We start from the raw sequence: 19046 nt of genomic DNA, 5'->3' as shown, positions 1-19046 counted from the left end.
GAAAAAGGGCAGCGGAAGCTGCCCTTCTTAATTGGAAGACATGGAATACAGTCCACCGCCACTGTTCAAGCAAGGCGCGTCCGCCCGTTTCAAGATGATGGTGTTCGCGTGCATTTCGATTGCGCTGCTGCTGGCCGATTCGCGCGTCAATGCGCTGACGGCAGTCCGGCAGGGCGTCGGCTTCGTCCTCTATCCCTTGCAGAAAATCGCACTGCTGCCGCGCGATGCCATGTACGGCATGGGCGACTATTTCTCCACGCTGTCGAAGCTGGAGAAGCAGGTCAGCGTGCTGCAGCAGCAGCAGATCGCCGCCTCGCAGGCCTTGCAGCAGGCGCAGCTCTACCAGGCTGAAAACAACCAGCTGCGCAAGCTGCTCGATGCGCAGCAGCGCGTGCCGGGCAAGTCGCAATTGGCTGAAATCCTGTACGAAGCACGCGATGTGTTCACGCGCAAGGTGATCCTGAACCGCGGCACCCAGCATGGTGTGGCAGCCGGCTTGCCGGTGATCGACAACCAGGGCGTGGTGGGGCAGGTGACGCGGGTGTTCCCGTTCACTTCCGAAGTCACGCTGCTGACCGATAAGGAGCAGGCGATTCCGGTGCAGGTGCTGCGCAACGGCTTGCGTTCCGTGGCCGTCGGCCGCGGCCAGTCGGGCAACCTGGACCTGCGCTTCATGGCGCCGACGGCTGATGTGGTGGTCGGCGACATCCTGATTACTTCCGGTATCGACGGCGTGTACCCGGCCGGCCTGGCCGTGGCGCGCGTGGTGCAGGTGGAGAGCAATGCCAGCGGCGCCTTCGGCCGCGTGGTCTGCGCGCCGCTGGCAGGTACCGAACGCAATACCGCGCTGCTGATCCTGATGTCGCTGCCGGACATACCGCCGCGACCTCCGGAGGAAGAGCCGGTTTCCAAGCCGTCGAAGAAAAAGGATAAGGAAAAGACCAAGGCGGAAACTGCACAGGCGCCGGCTCCGGCAGCCGCGCAAGCACCGAAAGAGGCGACCCGATGAACCGTCCACAATACATCCTGCTGCCGGTCAGCCCGCTGTTCATTTTTTTCAGCCTGTTCTGCGCGGTGCTGCTCAATATGCTGCCCTGGGGCCGCTTTTTCGCGGCGCCGGACTTCGTGGCGCTGACGCTGGTCTTCTGGGGCGTGCACCAGCCGCGCAAGGTCGGCATCGGCACCGCCTTCTTTCTCGGCCTGCTGATGGACGTGCATGACGCATCGCTGCTGGGCGAAAATGCGCTGGCCTACACGCTGCTGTCCTATTTCGCCATCATGCTGCACCGCCGCATCCTGTGGTTCCGGGTGACCACGCAAATCCTGCACGTGGTGCCGCTGCTGTTGCTGGCGCAAACCGTGCAAATGGTGGTGCGCTTCATCGTGGCCGGAAAATTCCCCGGCTGGTTCTTCTTCATTGAAAGCGTGGTTGCTGCACTGTTGTGGCCACTGGCCACCATGCTGCTGCTGGCGCCGCAGCGCCGCGCAGTGGATAAAGACCACACCCGCCCGATCTGAGCATGACCGAGTTCAAGAATACAGAGCAAGACCTGCACCGCTTCCGGGTGCGACTGTCCGTACTGGGCGGGCTGGTGTTCTTTTGCTTCTCGCTGCTGCTGGCCCGCTTCATCTGGCTGCAGGTCATCAAGCATAACGACTACATCGCCAAGGCCGAGGATAACCGCATTGCGGTGGTGCCGATCGTGCCGAGCCGCGGCCTGATCCTCGACCGCAACGGCGTGGTGCTGGCGCGCAACTATTCCGCGATCACGCTGGAAATCACGCCGTCCAAGCTGGCCGCGCCGATGGAAGACGTGATCGACGAACTGGCCAAGCTGGTCGACATCACCAGCAAGGACCGCCGCCGCTTCAAGAAACTGATGGAAGAATCCAAAAGCTTCGCCAGCGTCCCCCTGCGCAGCCGCCTGACCGACGAGGAAGTGGCGCGTTTCGCTGCCAACCGCTTCCGCTTCCCCGGCGTCGACATCCAGGCGCGCCTGTTCCGCCAGTATCCGCTGGGCGAGGTGGCTTCGCACGTGGTCGGCTACATCGGCCGTATCAACCAGGCCGAGTCGAAGGCGCTGGAAGGAAGCGAGAATGAAGCCAATTACAACGGCACCGAACATATCGGCAAGGAAGGCCTGGAGAAGAGCTACGAGCGGCAACTGCACGGCGTCACCGGCTACGAGGAGGTGGAACGCACCGCCGGCGGACGCGCCATTCGCACGCTGTCGCGCACACCGGCCACACCGGGCTCCAACCTGATCCTGTCGATCGACATCGAGCTGCAGAAGATCGCAGAGGACGCTTTCGGCGAATACCGCGGCGCACTGGTGGCGATTGAGCCGAGCACCGGCGACGTGCTGGCGTATGTGTCGCGCCCGGGCTACGACCCCAACCTGTTCGTGGATGGCATCGATGCGCAAAGCTGGAATGAACTGAATACCTCGCTGGACAAGCCGCTGATGAACCGGCCGCTGTCCGGTACCTATGCGCCGGGCTCCACCTTCAAGCCGTTCATGGCGCTGGCCGCGCTGGAAACCGGCAAGCGCACCACCGGCCAGGCGATTGCCGACCCGGGCTTCTTCTACCTCGGCACCCACAAGTTCCGCGACGACGTGGTGGGCGGCCATGGCATGGTCGACATGCGCAAATCCATTGTCGTGTCGTGCAATACCTATTACTACATGCTGGGCCGCGACATGGGCATCGATTTGATCCATGACTTCATGGCGCCATTCGGTTTCGGCCAGCTGACCGGCATCGACCTGGAAAACGAGAAAAAGGGCGTGCTCCCTTCGCAGGAATGGAAGCGCCAGCGCTTCAAGAAGAATCCGGCGGCCGGCAAATGGGTCGGCGGCGATACGATTTCGGTGTCCAACGGTTCCGGCTACAACAACTACACACCGCTGCAGGTGGCGCACGCGGTGGCCAACCTGGCCAACAACGGCGTGGTGATGAAGCCGCACCTGGTCAAGATCCTGGAAGACGGCGGCACGCGCAAGCGCACCCTGACCGTGGCGAAGGAAAGCTACCGCATCCCGCTCAAGCAGGGCAACATCGACTTCATCAAGGATGCGATGGTGGGCGTGACCACCGAGCCCGGTGCGACTGGCTACCGCGCTTTCCTGAATGCCGGCTATACCGTGGGCGGCAAGACCGGTACTGCGCAGGTGGTGGCGATCAAGGCCAATGAGAAGTACAACGCGGCGCGCCTTGACGAGCGCCTGCGCGACAACGCCTGGTTCACCGCCTTTGCCCCGGCCGACAAACCGAAGATCGTGCTGGCGCTGATCGTGGAGAACGCCGGTTTCGGCGGCGCCGTGGCGGCGCCGATTGCACGTAAAGTGCTGGACTACTGGCTGCTTGGCAAGCGCCCGACCGAAAAGGAAACGACGCCGGTGCCGAAGGAGGATGCGGTCACGGTTCCGGTGGAAGACTTGCCTGAGGAAGACGTGGACGCGGCTGCCGAGCGCCGCGCACAGCAACTGGGCCCGGGGGCAGCGCCGGCGCAGCCGGCACCAGCACCGGCACCGCAGGCGCCAGCGCCGGCAGACCAGAAGCCGCCGGCCAGCCCGCCGCGCAAGAGAGAATAAGGAGGCAGCATGCCAATCAATGAAAGGCGCTCGCTGTGGCGGCGCATGCGCCCATATGTGACGGTATTCGATGGCCCGCTGATGCTGGTCATCGTAATGCTGCTGGCAACCAGCCTGGTTGCGCTGTATTCGGCCAGTATCGGCATTCCCGGCAAGATCGAGGACCAGTTGCGCAATATCGCCATGTCCTTCCTGGTGATGTGGTTCGTGGCCAATATCTCGCCGCAGAACATGATGCGCATTGCGCTGCCTGCCTACGTGGTGACGGTGTCGCTGCTGGTGGCGGTGGCGCTGTTCGGCACCATCAAGCTGGGAGCCCGGCGCTGGCTTAACCTGGGTTTTGCACAGATCCAGCCTTCCGAATTTGCCAAGATCGCAGTACCCCTGATGCTGGCCTGGTACTTCCAGCAGCGCCATGGGCATATGCGCTGGCATGCCTATGCACTGGGCGCACTGCTGCTGCTGGTGCCGGTGTTCCTGATTGCGCGCCAGCCCGACCTGGGCACGGCGCTGCTGGTGGTGGCTGCTGGCGCCTGCGTCATTTTCCTGGCCGGCCTGGCATGGAAAGCCATCCTGGCGTTGCTGCTGATGGGCGCGGCCTGCCTGCCGGTTGCCTGGTCGATGATGCACGACTACCAGCGCGAGCGGATCATGACCCTGATCGACCCGACCTCCGATCCGCTGGGCAAAGGCTTCCACATCCTGCAGTCGACCATTGCGATCGGCTCCGGCGGCGTGACCGGCAAAGGCTGGACGCAGGGCACCCAGGCCCACCTGGAATTCATCCCCGAGCGCACCACCGACTTCATCTTCGCCGTGTTTTCGGAGGAGTTCGGCCTGGTCGGCAACCTGGTCCTGATGTTCCTCTACCTGCTGCTGATCGGCCGCGGGCTGATGATCGCATCGGGCGCACCGAACCTGTTCACGCGCCTGCTGGCGGGCGCGATCACGATGATTTTCTTCACCTATGCCTTCGTCAACATGGGCATGGTGAGCGGTATCCTTCCGGTAGTGGGCGTGCCACTGCCGTTCATAAGCTACGGCGGCACTGCGCTGCTGACACTGGGTTTGGCGTCGGGCATCCTGATGTCGATCCAGCGACATAGAAAGCTGGTGCAAACTTGAAGAAGCACGCAATCCGACTCCTGCCGCTTGCGGCAGCCGCCCTGCTGGCCGCTTGCGGCACCACGCAGACCGATTCAACTTCGCGCAAGCCGCCTTCGCCGGTGACGGCCAGGCCGCAGCCGGGCATTCCGGTGCTGCCGGCTGCGGGCTCCGGACGCGGCGCCTACTACCAGGACGATGGCCCGGGCGACAAGCCGCCGGCGGGGCTGATCGAGACGCCGGACGCCGAGGTGCGCAACGATCCCCTCGCACCTTACTCCAACCGCCCTTACGTGGTGTTCGGCAAGAGCTACAAGCCTATACCGCTCGGTTCGGATTTCAAGCAGCGCGGAACGGGTACCTGGTATGGCAAGAAATTCCATGGCCAGCGTACCTCGTCCGGCGAGATCTACGATATGTACAAGATGACCGCGGCGCACCCGACGCTGCCGATTCCGTCATACGCGCGGGTGACCAATATCTCTAACGGCAATTCGGTGGTGGTGCGCATCAATGACCGCGGGCCGTTCCATTCGACCCGCATCATCGATGTTTCCTATACCGCGGCGCTGAAGCTTGGCCTGCTGGTCAATGGCACCAGCCAGCTGGAGGTGGTGCACCTGCCGCCGGCCGAGATCGAACGCATGATCGCAGCGCGGAAAGCCGGCGGCAGCGCACCGGCTACGGCTGCTGCGGCCCCGGCGCCGCAAAGCATGCCGAAGGCGGCGCCGATGCTGGCCTCTTCCGATGGCGACGAGGCCAAGCCGGTGTTGCTGGGCGGCGCAGGCGAGCAAGGCTTTTACCTGCAACTGGGTTCCTATGCGCGTGAAGACGGCGCGGACGGCTTGCGCAAACGACTGGAGGCCAGCGACGCCGGCCTGAAAATGGACATGGAGCAGGCGGGCAAATTCTATCGCCTGTTTGCCGGCCCGTATGCCAGCCGCGAAGATGCGCTGGCAGCCGGCAAAGCGCTGCCTTCCAGCCTGAAACTGAAGCCGATCGTTATCGAGCGTTAGAGCAGGAACGGGTTTCCTGTTCCGGGAACCTGGCGGCGATCTTGGCGATGCGTGACTTGGCGTCTTCGCTGATGTCGTGGAACTGGAAGTACACCTGCTTGCTGCTGGCGTAGCGCGGCGCCACGCGCGCACTCTGCACGCCTTGCTTGACCAGCGCTGCCAGTTGCGCCTGCGCCGCCGCTTCCGTGCGGAATACGCCCAGCGAGATGCCCCATTTCAACGGCGAGCTGTCGTTCAGGATGAAGAAGTTGGTGACACCGAGCTCGCGCAGTTCGTCGGCCTTCTTTTCGGCGGCGGCGCGGGTGGCCTGCGGCGGGATATGCACGATGTAGCTCGACACTTCCTGTTCCGACACATTGCGGCGCTGCTGGCGGTCGCCCAGTTCCAGCGGGGCCAGGCGGTTCTCAAACTTGCGGGCATCGTCCAGCACGAAGTTGCCGACTTCCAGGCAGACGGTGGCTGCCGGCTCGTCGCGCGGCACCGGCGGCGGCGGGGCCACCGCGGCTACGGCGCTTTCCGCCTTGCTGGCGCTGACCAGCAGCAGCTTGTCGGCGTTTTGCTGCTTCTGCAGGCGCGCAGGTTCGCGCTCATTGCCGCTGAATTGGCCGAGATAGCCTTCGCCGTACGCAAACAGCGCGGCATTGGCGACCAGCAGCAGGGCGAAAATCAGTTTCAGCACGGGCACTCCATACGGGTCAGGCGCTGCGCAGGGCAGCGTGCAGTCCTATCATCACAATGTTTTCGACATGGCGGTGCGGCACGGGAACCGCGGGCGCGACGTAAGGCGCGGCGCCGCCGGAAATAATACATTCTACGGCCTGATGCAACTCAAATGCGCGTTCAATCGCACCGGCTTGCGCGGCCAGGCAGCCGGACAGGATGGCGTCATCGGTGTTGTCGGCGAAGCCTTCCGGCAGCTTGCCGGGCTTGATTTGCGGCAGCTGGGCGGTATTTCTGGCCAGCGAGGTGGCCATCAGGCCCAGGCCCGGCAGGATCATGCCGCCCAGGAAAGTGCCGTCGGCCGTGATCGCGTCAATGGTGGTTGCGGTGCCGCAGTTGGCGACCACGATCGCCTTGCCCGGGCATAGCGCGTGAGCGCCGATGGCGGCGGCGAAACGGTCGCAGCCCAGTTGCGCGGGATTGCGGTAGGCGTTGCGGACGCCGGCGCGCTGCGCGATCGAGGCGAACCATTCGATCGCTGGCGGCTGGATCCGCAGCTGCGGCGCGGCCAGCCAGCCGGCCAGCATATCGCGTACGGACTGGCCGGCTACGTTGGCTACCAGCACGCGGCCGATGGCCGGCACGGCGCCGGCGCTCGCTGCGGCCAGGGCGGAGGAGAGCGCCGGCGGGAAGTCGGCAGCCTCTGCGTGCATGTGCGCGCCTTGTGCCAGCCAGTCGCCAAGGCCGGCTGCGGGCGCTGCGAGGGCCCATTTGATGCGGGTATTGCCGGCATCGATCAGCAAGTCGTAGGTCATGGCGCGAGCCTCAGCGAAACGTCGCCCGACAGCACGGCCACGCGGCCGGCAGGGGTGTCGAGCAGCAAGCGGCCATGCTGGTCCACGCCGGCGGCCAGGCCTTCCTGCTGGACTTCGCCCTGGTCGAGCAAGCGCACCGGCTGCCCGCGCCACGCCTGCAGCGCGTTCCAGCGCTCGGTGAAGGCGGCAAAGCCGGTATCGTCGAATTCCGCCAGCACGGCGCACAGCCGGCTAAGCAATTGCGCCAGCAAGGCGTTGCGGTCCATCTGCGCCAGCCACGGAGCGGAGGATACTTCGCGGCCGATGGCCGCTTCCATCTCGTCCGGCATCAGCAGGTTCATGCCGCAGCCGATGACGGCCCAGATGGTGCCGTCCGGCGCCGCCTGCGTTTCGACCAGGATGCCGGCCAGCTTGGCGCCATCCTTCAGCATATCGTTCGGCCATTTGAGCTGGACCGGCACGCCCAGTCCGTTCACGGTTTCGGCCAGCGCTACGCCGACTGCCAGCGGCAGACCCACCATGCGATGCAGCGGGGCGCGGAACGGCCAGGCGACGGAGAAAGTCAGCGAAGCGCCGGGCGCGGAAAGCCAACTGCGGCCGGCGCGGCCCCGTCCCGCGGTCTGGCGCTCGGCCACGCGCAGCACCGGTCCGCGCAGCGCATCGGGAGCAGCATGCGCAGCGCAAGGCACGCGTGCCAGCAAGTCGGCGTTGGTGGAACCGGTTTCGTCCACCACTTCAATGGCGACGTGCGATGCGCTGTCGGCAAGCAGCGTGCGCATCGCCGCTGCGGCGAGAGGTGCTGCATTCATATCGTGCCCTTGCGCGCCTTATGCGGCGCCTTGGCAAAAGCCCGGTCGTACAGCCAGTTCGGCAGGACGCGCAGCAAACGAGCGATCATGCCTGCGCCGAACGGAATAACGCGATAGCTGTCGCCCCGTTCAATGCTGCGCGCCGCGGCCGCGGCGAAATCTGCCGGCTGCATCAGAAATGGCATGGGATATTTGTTCTGCTGCGTCATCGGCGTGTCGATATAGCCCGGCGCGATAGTGACAACCTTGATGGCGCTGGCGCGCAATTCGACGCGCAGCGATTCGCAATACACCCGCACCGCCGCCTTGGAAGCGCTGTAGGCGCCGCCGCCCGGCAAACCGCGCACGCCGGCGACGCTGGCTATGCCGACCAGGCGCGCCGGCGATCGCTGTGCGCGCATGGCCGCCACGAAGGGCGCAAATGTCGCCACGGTGGCCGTGACGTTGGTGGCGATGATGGATTCGAACACCGGCAAGTCTTCCGCCAGTTCGGTGATGGTGCCGTGCGAGATGCCCGCGTTGGCGATGACGATATCGCAGCCGCCGGCATGGGCGAGGAAATCTTGGGCGGCGCTGCGCAGCGCCGCATGGTCGGTAACGTCGGCCGCGTAGCAGCGGTGGCGCTCCGGATTGGGCAGGGTGGCGGCAAGCGCCTGCAGCGCGCCGGCGCGGCGGCCCAGCAGGCCGAGAGTGCAGCCCTGGGCAGCATAGTGCGCTGCCAGTGCTGCCCCGATGCCGCTGGAGGCGCCAGTGATGAAAACGCGCTTCAAAGCCTTACTTCTTCTCCGCCTTTGCCTTGGACACCAGGAAGTCCAGCACGGTCAGCGCGTTGGCATGCTGCTGGGCCTCGTCCGGCACCGGCTTGACGTTCTTGTTTGCTTCGGCAGGGGAGGTCATGTACTTGCCGTCAACGATCAGCATCGGCCAATAGTCGACGCGGTAATCGCCCATCAAGCGTTCCGTGCGGCGCACTTTGGCGGCCACGCCGAAGCTGTTATAGGCTTCGGTGAATTTGGTCTTGTCGATGCCGTTGCTGGCGGCCCAGTCGATCACCGCGGTGTCATTGCGCAGGGAGTTGCCCTGTTCATGCATGGCAGCGAACACTTTCGCGTGGTTCTGTTCCACCAGGCCCAGGGCTTCCAGTGCGAAGAACAGCTTCTGCTGCGGCAGCACGGACGGGCCGCGGCCCACGTGGATGCGCTTGAAGACCACGTTGTCGCCCTGTTTCCTGGCCCAGGCTGCCATGGCGGGTTCGAGCGCATAGCAGTGCGGGCAGTAATAGGCGAAGAATTCGATGACTTCGACCTTCTTGCCGGTATCGACATTTTGCGGCTCGGGCAGCACTACATAGTCGGTGCCCGCAACCGGGGCGGCTGGCGAAGCAAGGGCACCAAAGGCTACGCCGCACAGGACCACGGCCAGGATCTGCTTAAACAGTTTCATCGCTCAGACTTCCCTTATTTTTGATTACGGACGACGGCAACATCGATGCCGTTTTCAGACAGCTTGGCGCGCGCCTTGTTCATGGCCTCCACCTGGGTGAAAGGACCCATGCGCACGCGGTGCAGCACGCCGGCATCGGTGGCGCGGTCGGACACCGTAGCCTCGAAGCCCAGCAGGGCCAGTTTGGCGCGGGTGTTCTCGGCGTCGCCGACTTCGCGGAAGGCGCCGGCCTGCAGGTAGTACACGAACTTGTCTTCGCCAGGCAGGGCAGGCGCCGGGGCGGCTGCCTGCGCCGGCGGCGCTGCGCTGTTGACCGGCGGCGGGGCCGCAGGCGAGGTGGCGGCCGGCGTCGGCGCCGGAGCAGGGGCGGGCGCCTTGGCCGGAGCCTGGCCCTGCGCCTGGATGTTGTCCACCACTTTCTGCAATGCGTCGGCGGGAGCCTGTTTCTGGCTGTCGCGCTCGAATTCGCTGTTCGCCTTTTTCACGGCCTCCTTGTTGCCGTACATCGGCTTGTTCGGATCGGCGATCTGGCCCGATGCTTCATCGGTCGCCTTGCCGTTCTTCGGCGCCTTGTCGGTAAACGGCGTCTGGCCCTTGGTGATACTCAGGGCCACGACGACGGCGATGACCAGGCCGATGACCAGGCCGATGATGAAGCCAACTAAGGTGTTGCCTTGTTGCTGACGCGGAGAAAAGCGAAGGGAACGAAAAGCCATGTGGACCTTACATTTGGTTAGGAGCGGAAACGCCGATCAGTGCCAGGCCGTTGCGCAGCACCTGGCGGGTAGCAACCATCAGGGCCACGCGGGCCAGCTTGGTCGCTTCGTCTTCCACCAGCACTTTTTCGGCAAAGTAGAACGAGTGCAGTGCGGCGGCCAGGTCGCGCAGGTAGAACGCTACCTGGTGCGGACCGAGTTCGGCCTGGGCACGGGCCAGCACCTCGGGGTACTGGGCCAGGGCGGCCAGCAGGGTTGCTTCGGTCGGCGCGGTCAGCGGCGACAGGTCGACGTTGGCCACGGAAGCCTCGTCGCCGCCCCAGTTTGCCAGCATGCGGCAGATACGCGCGTGGGCGTATTGCACGTAATAGACCGGATTCTCGTCGGAAGTCTTGAGCGCGACGTCGACGTCGAACACGAATTCGGTGTCGGCTTTACGCGAGATGAGGAAGAAGCGCACGGCATCGCGGCCCTTGGTGATGTCGCCGCCGCCGGACCATTCGATCAGGTCGCGCACGGTGACGTAGGAACCGGCGCGCTTGGAGATCTTCACCTCGGCGCCGTCTTTCATCACAGTGACCATCTTGTGCAGCACGTAGTCAGGGAAGCCTTGCGGTACGCCCAGGCCGACCGCCTGCAGGCCGGCGCGTACGCGGGCGATGGTGCCGTGGTGGTCGGAACCCTGGATATTGATGGCCTGGGTGAAGCCGCGCTGGAACTTGACGATGTGGTAGGCGACGTCCGGCACGAAGTAGGTGTAGCCGCCGTCGGTCTTGCGCATGACGCGGTCCTTGTCGTCGCCGTAGTCGGTGGTGCGCAGCCACAGCGCGCCGCCGTCTTCGTAGGTGTGGCCGTTGGCGACCAGCGCTGCAACAGCCTTTTCCACCTTGCCGTCGGAGTACAGCGAGGATTCCAGGTAGTAGTTGTCGAACTTCACGCCGAAGGCTTGCAGGTCGATGTCCTGCTCGTTACGCAGGTAGGTCACCGCGAAGGCGCGGATGTTGTCGATGTCTTCCACGTCGCCGGAGCCGGTCACCGGCTGGCCGTCGGAGGCGGAAACGGTTTTCCGGGCCAGGAAGTCGGCAGCGATGTCGGCGATGTAGTCGCCGTTATAGGCCGATTCAGGCCATTCCGCGTCGCCCGGCTTGAAGCCTTTGGCGCGGCACTGGACCGAATTGGCCAGGGTCTGGATCTGCACGCCGGCGTCGTTGTAATAGAACTCGCGGGTGACCTTGGCGCCTTGCGCTTCGAACAGCGAGGACAGCGCGTCGCCCAGGGCAGCCTGGCGGCCGTGGCCAACGTGCAGCGGCCCTGTCGGGTTGGCGGAGACGAATTCGATGATGACGTTCTTGCCGGCCAGGGATTCGCTCTGGCCGAAGGCGGCGCCTTGCTGCAGCACCGATTTGACTACGGACTGCTTGGCGGCGTCGGTCACACGCAGGTTGATGAAGCCCGGGCCGGCGATTTCGGCGCCAGCCACCAGCGCCTTGCCGGCTGGGGATTCCTGCAGGGCGGCGACGATTTTCTGCGCCAGTTCGCGCGGATTCATCTTCAGCTGCTTGGCCAGCTGCATGGCGATATTGCAGGCGACGTCGCCGTGCGAGGCATCGCGCGGGCGCTCCAGCACCACGTTGGCTTTAACGTCGGAACCTTCCAGGATCGGCGCGAGGGCGGCCTGGAACAGGGAAATGATCTCTTGCTTTTGTTGGGCGAGCATGTGAATAGCCGGGAACGTCTGAAAGAGGAACATTATACTTGTTTGCAAGAACGGGTAAATCAGGGGGAAACAAGGGGTTAGGGCGCTTAACCCGGGTACAATCTTGGTTTTCACAGATTTACCGCGATGAACGGCCTCCAGGGCCGTGCCGCCGGCTGGCGGGCGCGATGACAGGATTGCAATGACTAAGAAAGAGCGCCCAACCTTATCCATCAAACCAAAGGCTAAGCCGGCTGCGACGGCTGCCAAGGCGCCGCGCGCGCCAGGGGTTGGCGGCCAGCGCTCCGCCGGATCGGATCGTCCTCGCGCTGCGGGCCCGCGTCCAGCCGGCCCAGCGCGCAGCGAACCTGCCCCACGCACCAACGGCCCGCGCCCAAGCGGCGAGGGCGCCCAGCGCCCCGGGCCGCGAGCGGAGCGTGAAACGCGTGGCGAAGGCCGCAGTGAAGGCCGGGGCGAGCGCGAACAGCGCGGTTTCGGCCGCCGCGAAGGCGCGGATTTTCGCAATGATTCGCGCTCGGACAGCGGCCAGCGCGGCTTCGGCCGGGCGGCTGGCGGAGAAGGCGCCGCTCCGGGCTCGCCTTGGGCGGCCAGCAAGCCAGCGGCCCGCGGGACCGATACGCCGGCGCCGCGCGCCCCAGCCAGACCAGCCTTCCGCGACAGCCACCACCGCGACCTGCAACCGCGCGTACAGACCGATTTCCAGTCCGAGCTGAAACAGGACTCGCTGGCCTTCGCGATCCTGGGCGCCGCTAGCGCCGCAGTGCAAGTCCAGCAAGGCACCGCACTGCCGCAGGCACTGGCAGGCGTATTCGCAAGCAATAGCGTCACCCCGCAAGCCCGCGGCGCAATCCAGGATATCGCCTACCGCGCCATGCGCCAGCTGGCCTTGAGCGAAATCCTGATCGGCCTGATGGCGCCCAAAGCCCCGGACCCGCTGGTCCAGGCACTGCTCTCCGTCGCCCTGCCGCTGATGCACCCGGCTGACGGCAGCCCGGCCCCGTACGAAGCTTTCACGGTAGTCGACCAGGCAGTCACGGCCGCCGGCTCGCACCCGGACACCGCGCGCGCAAAAAACATGGTCAACGCCCTGCTGCGCCGCTTCCTGCGCGAGAAAGAAGAGCTGCTGGACGAAGCCATGCAGCAGCCGGAGGCTAGATACAATTACCCGCAGTGGTGGATCGACTCCGTCAGCACGGCCTACCCGAAGGAATGGGAGCAGGTGCTGGCCGCAGGTAACAAGGCCCCGCCGCTGACGCTGCGCGTGAACACCCGCCGCACTTCGCTGGCCGACTACCTGGCGCGCCTGGCGGCGGAAGGCATCGAAGCCAACCAGGTCGGCGATTTCGCCGTGCGCCTGGCCAGGCCGGTGCCGGTGTTGCAGATTCCAGGCTTCGAGCAGGGCGACGTGTCCGTGCAGGACGCCGGCGCCCAATTGGCGGCGCCGTTGTTGGATGTGCAAGCCGGCATGCGCGTGCTGGACGCCTGCGCCGCCCCGGGCGGCAAGACCTGCCACATCCTCGAACTGGCCGATGTCAATTTGACAGCATTGGACGCCGATCCGAAGCGACTGCAGCGCGTCCAGGAAAACCTCGACCGCCTCCAGTTGCAGGCAACATTGCAGCCGGCAGAGGCGCAGAGCGACGCCTGGTGGGACGGCCAGCAGTTCGACCGCATCCTGGCCGACGTGCCTTGCACCGCCTCCGGCATCGTGCGCCGCCACCCGGATATCCGCTGGTTGCGACGCAAGAGCGACACCCGTCAACTTGCAACACTTTCGTCGCAAATTCTCGACAATCTTTGGAAAATGCTCGCCCCCAATGGTAAATTGCTGTTCGTGACATGTTCGTTGTGGCCGCAGGAGTCCGAGGCGCAGGCGGCCGCTTTCGCGGTGCGCAACCGCGCCACCCGCCTCGATGCGCCGGGCCAATTGCTGCCCCTGGGCGGCGCCGAGCAGGATCACGATGGTTTGTTCTACGCATTGTTCCGGAAAGATGCGTAACCCTTTAACGAGCACCAGGCAAGTGATCCAAAGATTTCTTCGACTCCTTTGCTGGCAGTTGCTGTTGACGCTTGCGTGTGCGTTGCCGCACGCTGCCCACGCCTCCGACGAGACGGTGGAGATCACGCGCGCCTATATCGAGGCGGCGGAAGAAGGGTACCGCCTGTCCTCGGCATATTCGTTCGAGTTGAGCCACGGCCTGGAAGAGGCCGTGCAATCGGGCGTCTCGCTGCACTTCACCACGGAAATCAGTTTTACCCGCCCGCGCTGGTACTGGTTCGACGAAAAAGCCGTTACCGCCAAGCGCACCCACAAGCTGTGGTACGACGTGCTGATACGCCAGTACTACGTCAAGATCATCGGTTCCGTCGCCCAGCCTTTCCAGACGCTGGACGAAGCCCTGTTTTTCATCCGCCGTCCCACCCGCTGGGTAGTCGCTCCGCGCGGCACCCTGAAAGTGGGCGAAACATATAACGTTACCCTGCGCATGGGCATGGACAAGGATTACCTGCCCAAGCCGATCCAGGTCAACGCCTTCAACAACAGCGAGTGGCGACTCTCGTCCAGCAAAAAAACCTTCCAGTACAGGGCTGAGTAAGTGACGTCGGCCCTCAGGTACTTGTTTGTCGTCGCGGGAGCGATCTGCAGCATATTGCTGTTCCTGCTCGCGTCGGCCTCCGATAACTCCGGCTTGTTCGACCGCTATTACGGCTGGCTGCTTGGCCTGAACGCGTCGGTCGCGGTGGCGCTGGTGCTGCTGGTCGGGGTCTCCCTGTTCCGCCTCTATGCGCGCTACAAGAGCGGCAAGTTCGGTTCGCGCCTGATGACGCGGCTGGTGGTGCTGTTTGCCGCTATCGGCGTCTTGCCCGGCCTGGTGATCTTCCTGGTGTCGGTGCAGTTCGTGTCGCACTCCATCGATTCCTGGTTCAACGTGCGCGTGGAAGAAGCGCTGGACGCCGGCCTTGACCTGGGCCGCTCGGCGCTCGATGAATCGCTGGCCGAACTGGAAGCGCAGGCGCGCGGCACCGTGCGCCAACTGGCCGAAGACCCGTTTTATGCTGCGCCGGCCACGCTGGCGCGTTTCGTGCGCCGCCATCCTGGTACCCAGAGCGCCATCATCGTCGATGCCGACGGCGGCCTGATCGTGTCTGCCATGGGCGAGCGCCGCATCAACCTGTCGGCCGACCTGCCTTCCGCGGCCATGTTGAACAAGGCCAAGGAAGACCCGTCCTATGCCGCCTACGAGGGCGGCGGCGAGCTGCGCGACGACCGCATCGGCGCTCCGCAGCCGGCGCCGCTCGACGCCAACAGCGTGCTGCGCCTGCGCGTGCTGATGGCGATCCCCGACGGGGTGCAGCCGTCTGGCGCCCACCTGGCGCCGCGCTACCTGCAGATCATCCAGGCCGTGCCGCAAAAGCTGGCCAGCAACGGCGAAATGCTGCGTACCGCCTTCTCGGAATACAAGGAACGCTTCGTAGCCCGCGTCGGCCTGCGCAAGATGTATATTGAAACGCTGACACTGACGCTGTTGCTGGCGGTGTTCGGCGCCATCGCGGCGGCCTTCCTGATCGCCAACGACCTGGCGCAGCCGCTGCTGCTGCTGGCAGAAGGTACCCGCGCGGTGGCGGAGGGCGACCTGTCGCCGCGCCCGATCGTGGCCAGCTCGGACGAACTGGGCACGCTGACGCAATCCTTCAACACCATGACGCGCCAGTTGTCGGAAGCGCGCAGCGCCGTGGAACGCAATCGAATCGCGCTGCAGAACGCCAAGGCCCACCTGGAGTCGGTGCTGGCCAATATGTCCGCCGGGGTGATGGTGCTGGACTCCGAATTCCGCCTGGTCACCTGCAACGACTCTGTCGAGCGCATCCTGCAGCATGCCGGCGTGACGTTGATCGGTCAGCCGCTGTCCGAAGTGGAAGGCATTCAGGAATTCGCCGCCGCCATCATCAGCGCGTTCTCGGCACAGAGCGCGCAGACGGCAGCCGGCCGCAACGTGGCGCGCCTGCACTGGCAGCGCCAGATCGAGATTCCGCGCAAGCCCGGCAGCCCCGAGGACAATGAACAGATCCTGCTGACGCGCGGCTCGCGCCTGCCGCTGGAAACCGGCACCGGCTACATCGTCGTGTTCGACGATATCACCGACGTGATCTCGGCCCAGCGCTCGATCGCCTGGGGCGAAGTAGCGCGCCGCCTGGCCCATGAAATCAAGAACCCGCTGACGCCTATCCAGCTGTCGGCCGAACGCCTGCAGATGAAGCTTGAATCCAAGCTGGCCGGCCCCGATGTGGAACTGCTCAACAAGGCCTCCACCACCATCGTCAACCAGGTCTCCGCCATGAAACGCATGGTCGACGACTTCCGCGATTACGCCCGCACCCCGCCTGCCGTGCTGCAGCCGCTCGAGCTGAATTCCCTGGTCGAGGACATCCTGCATTTGTACGTGAGCGGGGAGGGCAACGACATCATCCACGCCAGTCTGGCGCCGGCCCTGCCCATGATCCTGGGCGACGACACACAATTGCGCCAGGTAATCCACAACCTGCTGCAAAATGCGCAGGACGCGCTGCAGGAGCATCCTCCTGCGGACGCCGAGCCGCGCATCGACGTGGTCACCGAGGGCATCATCTACCAGAGTGCGGATGGCGGCACGCGTATTGCAGTGCGCCTCTCAATCTCGGACAATGGCCCCGGTTTCGCACCGAAAATCCTGGCCAATGCGTTCGAACCGTATGTGACGTCGAAGGCGAAGGGCACTGGCCTGGGCCTGGCGATGGTGAAAAAAATTATCGAGGAACACGGGGGCCGGATCGATATCCAGAACCGTGACGATAGTAGTGGTGCGTCGGTGCTGATTTTGCTGTTAAAGTTGGCGTCGGTGTAGTTGGCATAATATTGTTGGACTAATAAAATCATTGTCGCGCCGACAGGTATAGAATGCCTGCGTAGAGAGCGATAAAAATGAGGGAAGGGGCAAGGGATACATGGCAAACATTCTCGTAGTTGATGATGAAATGGGCATCCGGGAGCTGCTCTCGGAAATCCTGGGTGACGAAGGTCATGCGGTCACGCTGGCGGAAAACGCCCAGCAGGCGCGCCAGGCTCGCGCCGGCGGCACGCCCGATCTGGTCTTGCTCGACATCTGGATGCCGGACACGGACGGCGTTACGCTGCTGAAGGAATGGCAGCGAGATGGCTTGCTGACCATGCCGGTCATCATGATGTCCGGTCACGCGACCATTGATACAGCAGTGGAGGCGACCCGCATCGGCGCCATGAATTTCCTGGAAAAGCCGATTGCGATGCAAAAGCTGCTGAAGGCCGTGCAGGCTGGCCTGAGCCGGGCGCAGGAAGCCGTGCGCGCGCCGGTGATGGCGACCCGTCCGGTGATGCCGGCGCCGGTCGAAGAGAGCAGCTTCGGCCAGGTGCAGGTGACGCAACAGCCGGTAACCCACAACCTGGGCATGGCGCGTGCGGTCAACGGTGACAATCCGATCTTCAACCTGTCGTTCGACCTGCCGCTGCGCGAAGCACGCGACGCGTTCGAGCGCATGTACTTCGAACACCACCTCGGCCGCGAAGGCGGCAGCATGACCCGGGTGGCCGAGAAGACCGGACTGGAACGGACCCACTTGTACCGCAAGCTGAAGCAACTGGGTGTCGAGCCCGGCAAGCTGTCGAAGAAGAATCAGGCTTGACGGATCAAGCTTGGTCCTGACGACCCTGGTAACAGGCGCAACGGCCGCAACGCGTGAGCGCGCGATTGCGGCCGTTTTGTTGCCTGGCGCACCAACGGCCATCATCCTTGAAGGATTGGCCCTCGCTAATTCTCCATTGGTGTATGATGAAAGTGACCCGACGGTATGGCAGCCGCAGGTACATCGCATCGCCCCCGGCTGCTTATGCTGCGCCGGTAATCTTGTCTTACGTGTTACATTGAATCGTCTCTTGCGCCGTCCCCCGGCGCAGCTCTTTATCAGCCTGGCCGATGCCACTCACGTGGATAGCCTGCGCGCCATGCTTGCCACGGCACCTTACGACGCCCTTCTGCGCCTGGAGCCGGTACTGAACGCTTGAAAATGGCCAGGACAGCCCCATCTCGGTTTGGAAACGAAACGTGAAGGAAGCCACATGAACCTCATTTACAACAGCGAGCAATACAGTGTTGTCGAATTTGGCGCGGACCGCAGCCTGGAAGCCTTGCGCTTCGGCGGCTACGAGATTGTCGACAAAGGCGGTAAGCGCGAAATCTTCATTGCCGGGGTCATGGCGCAGAACTTCCGCCGCGACGTTAACGAATTGATTGCCAGTGAGCCCACCATCGAGGAGATCGATGATTTCCTGGGAAACTATGAAGCACTGATGAGTCAGCCAGTGCTGTTGCACTAAGTCTTTTGCATCCTTCCGTGGAGCGCTCCTTTGCTCCACCATGGGCAGCCATGTCAGCGCTGCCCGTTTTCCTTAGTCCCCTGGTGTAGAATTTAGCAAAACGCTAACTCGAGGCGCCATTGGACCTTACCGAATACAAAACTCGATTTTCCGGCCGCGACGATGCGGCTCCTGGCTGGGACGCTATCGAAGATTCCCTCAAGCGGCTCTATGGAGAGCAGGAGCCCTGGCATTGGGGCACGGTCATCAAAGGCTTCCTGGGTGGGCCGGACCCCATCGACGGGGTTAGCGCATATCAAAGCAATGCCTCCGGAACTCCGCACTTCCACTTTTGCAGCTTCGGCTTCACTTCGCTCTATTACGACGAGCAATCGGTGGGCAAGGATTTCAGCCGCTTCGGTTTCGAACTGACCTTCCGGCTGGCAAACAAAGGCGAGACCCAGGACCAGCTTGTCTGGGTTTGCAGCCTTATCCAGAACCTTGGCCGCTATATTTTCCAGTCGGGCAAATGGTTCGAGGAATATCACTGGATACCGGCCAATGGTCCGATTTACCTGGACTCCGACACCGACCTTGTGGGTCTGGTCTGCGTGCTCGATCCTGAGCTGCAGCCTATCGATACACCGCATGGCCGTGTCGAATTCCTGCAGCTGGTGGGCATCACAAGCGCCGAACTTGAGGACATCAAGGCCAATCGGCGCACCAGCAAGGCAGTGGCGGACTCGTTAAGGGAAGGCAACCCATTGCTGATTACCGACCTGGGGCGGCGCAGCACCTAATGC

Annotated in this window: 19 protein-coding genes; 12 read left to right on the top strand and 7 right to left on the bottom strand. The window is 63.9% G+C overall.

Features of this window, described 5'->3' with window-relative positions; genetic code table 11:
- Positions 1-40 precede the first annotated feature (40 nt).
- Genes mreC through ASE26_RS15985 form a run of 5 tightly spaced genes read left to right on the top strand, consistent with a single transcriptional unit; the run spans position 41 to position 5716 of the window.
- The gene (mreC, locus tag ASE26_RS16005; RefSeq protein WP_055928662.1) at positions 41-1009 is read left to right on the top strand and encodes a rod shape-determining protein MreC; all 969 of its coding nucleotides are present in this window, start codon (positions 41-43) and stop codon (positions 1007-1009) included.
- Positions 1006-1518, top strand: coding sequence for a rod shape-determining protein MreD (gene mreD / locus ASE26_RS16000; protein WP_055928570.1), 513 nt, complete (start codon positions 1006-1008; stop codon positions 1516-1518). Before mreC ends, mreD begins: the two co-directional genes overlap by 4 nt.
- A gap of 2 nt (positions 1519-1520) precedes the next feature.
- Positions 1521-3596, top strand: a complete 2076-nt coding sequence (gene mrdA, locus ASE26_RS15995; RefSeq protein ID WP_055928565.1) for a penicillin-binding protein 2 — start codon at positions 1521-1523, stop codon at positions 3594-3596.
- 9 nt (positions 3597-3605) lie between these two features.
- Positions 3606-4721, top strand: a complete 1116-nt coding sequence (gene rodA / locus ASE26_RS15990) for a rod shape-determining protein RodA (RefSeq protein WP_055928562.1) — start codon at positions 3606-3608, stop codon at positions 4719-4721.
- Entirely contained in the window at positions 4718-5716 is a 999-nt protein-coding gene (locus ASE26_RS15985; protein WP_057246542.1) for a septal ring lytic transglycosylase RlpA family protein, read from the top strand. Before rodA ends, ASE26_RS15985 begins: the two co-directional genes overlap by 4 nt.
- On the opposite strand, the gene ASE26_RS15980 is transcribed toward ASE26_RS15985, so the two are convergent.
- The 7 genes from ASE26_RS15980 to argS are packed head-to-tail and all read right to left on the bottom strand — an operon-like array spanning position 5703 to position 11876.
- Positions 5703-6395, bottom strand: coding sequence for an SPOR domain-containing protein (locus ASE26_RS15980; protein WP_057246541.1), 693 nt, complete (start codon positions 6393-6395; stop codon positions 5703-5705). The genes ASE26_RS15985 and ASE26_RS15980 overlap by 14 nt on opposite strands.
- A 16-nt stretch (positions 6396-6411) precedes the next feature.
- Complete coding sequence (locus ASE26_RS15975) at positions 6412-7191, bottom strand: type III pantothenate kinase (protein ID WP_055928555.1); 780 nt, start codon at positions 7189-7191, stop codon at positions 6412-6414.
- Positions 7188-8000: a biotin--[acetyl-CoA-carboxylase] ligase gene (locus tag ASE26_RS15970; RefSeq protein WP_057246540.1), complete on the bottom strand. Its 813-nt coding sequence runs from the start codon at positions 7998-8000 to the stop codon at positions 7188-7190. The genes ASE26_RS15975 and ASE26_RS15970 overlap by 4 nt, the downstream gene beginning before the upstream one ends.
- Entirely contained in the window at positions 7997-8770 is a 774-nt protein-coding gene (locus tag ASE26_RS15965) for an SDR family oxidoreductase (protein ID WP_057246539.1), read from the bottom strand. Before ASE26_RS15965 ends, ASE26_RS15970 begins: the two co-directional genes overlap by 4 nt.
- A 4-nt stretch (positions 8771-8774) precedes the next feature.
- Entirely contained in the window at positions 8775-9443 is a 669-nt protein-coding gene (locus ASE26_RS15960) for a thiol:disulfide interchange protein DsbA/DsbL (RefSeq protein ID WP_055928546.1), read from the bottom strand.
- A 14-nt stretch (positions 9444-9457) separates the two neighbouring features.
- Positions 9458-10159, bottom strand: a complete 702-nt coding sequence (locus ASE26_RS15955; protein ID WP_055928543.1) for an SPOR domain-containing protein — start codon at positions 10157-10159, stop codon at positions 9458-9460.
- Between the two features lie 7 nt (positions 10160-10166).
- Positions 10167-11876 (bottom strand): arginine--tRNA ligase, encoded by a 1710-nt coding sequence (gene argS, locus ASE26_RS15950; RefSeq protein WP_055928539.1) that lies wholly within the window; start codon positions 11874-11876, stop codon positions 10167-10169.
- 673 nt (positions 11877-12549) lie between these two features.
- Between argS and rsmB the strand changes: the two genes are divergently transcribed.
- From rsmB to ASE26_RS15915, 7 genes are all read left to right on the top strand, one after another.
- Positions 12550-13875, top strand: a complete 1326-nt coding sequence (gene rsmB / locus ASE26_RS15945) for a 16S rRNA (cytosine(967)-C(5))-methyltransferase RsmB (protein WP_057246547.1) — start codon at positions 12550-12552, stop codon at positions 13873-13875.
- A 64-nt stretch (positions 13876-13939) separates the two neighbouring features.
- Positions 13940-14473, top strand: a complete 534-nt coding sequence (locus ASE26_RS15940) for a DUF4390 domain-containing protein (protein WP_229207108.1) — start codon at positions 13940-13942, stop codon at positions 14471-14473.
- A complete protein-coding gene (locus tag ASE26_RS15935) occupies positions 14474-16759 on the top strand; it encodes an ATP-binding protein (RefSeq protein ID WP_055928533.1) in 2286 nt (761 codons plus the stop codon).
- A 100-nt stretch (positions 16760-16859) separates the two neighbouring features.
- Positions 16860-17573 (top strand): response regulator, encoded by a 714-nt coding sequence (locus tag ASE26_RS15930; protein ID WP_055928530.1) that lies wholly within the window; start codon positions 16860-16862, stop codon positions 17571-17573.
- 250 nt (positions 17574-17823) lie between these two features.
- Positions 17824-17952, top strand: coding sequence for a hypothetical protein (locus tag ASE26_RS32005; RefSeq protein ID WP_307143689.1), 129 nt, complete (start codon positions 17824-17826; stop codon positions 17950-17952).
- A gap of 54 nt (positions 17953-18006) precedes the next feature.
- Positions 18007-18264 (top strand): DUF3567 domain-containing protein, encoded by a 258-nt coding sequence (locus tag ASE26_RS15920; protein ID WP_055928525.1) that lies wholly within the window; start codon positions 18007-18009, stop codon positions 18262-18264.
- A 119-nt stretch (positions 18265-18383) separates the two neighbouring features.
- Positions 18384-19043, top strand: a complete 660-nt coding sequence (locus ASE26_RS15915; protein ID WP_055928520.1) for a suppressor of fused domain protein — start codon at positions 18384-18386, stop codon at positions 19041-19043.
- Positions 19044-19046: the final 3 nt, after the last annotated feature.

The organism is Duganella sp. Root198D2 (assembly GCF_001428585.1).
Lineage (GTDB): Bacteria > Pseudomonadota > Gammaproteobacteria > Burkholderiales > Burkholderiaceae_D > Rugamonas.
Note: the sequence above shows the minus strand (reverse complement) of the source record. Positions and strands in the feature narration are given on the sequence as shown.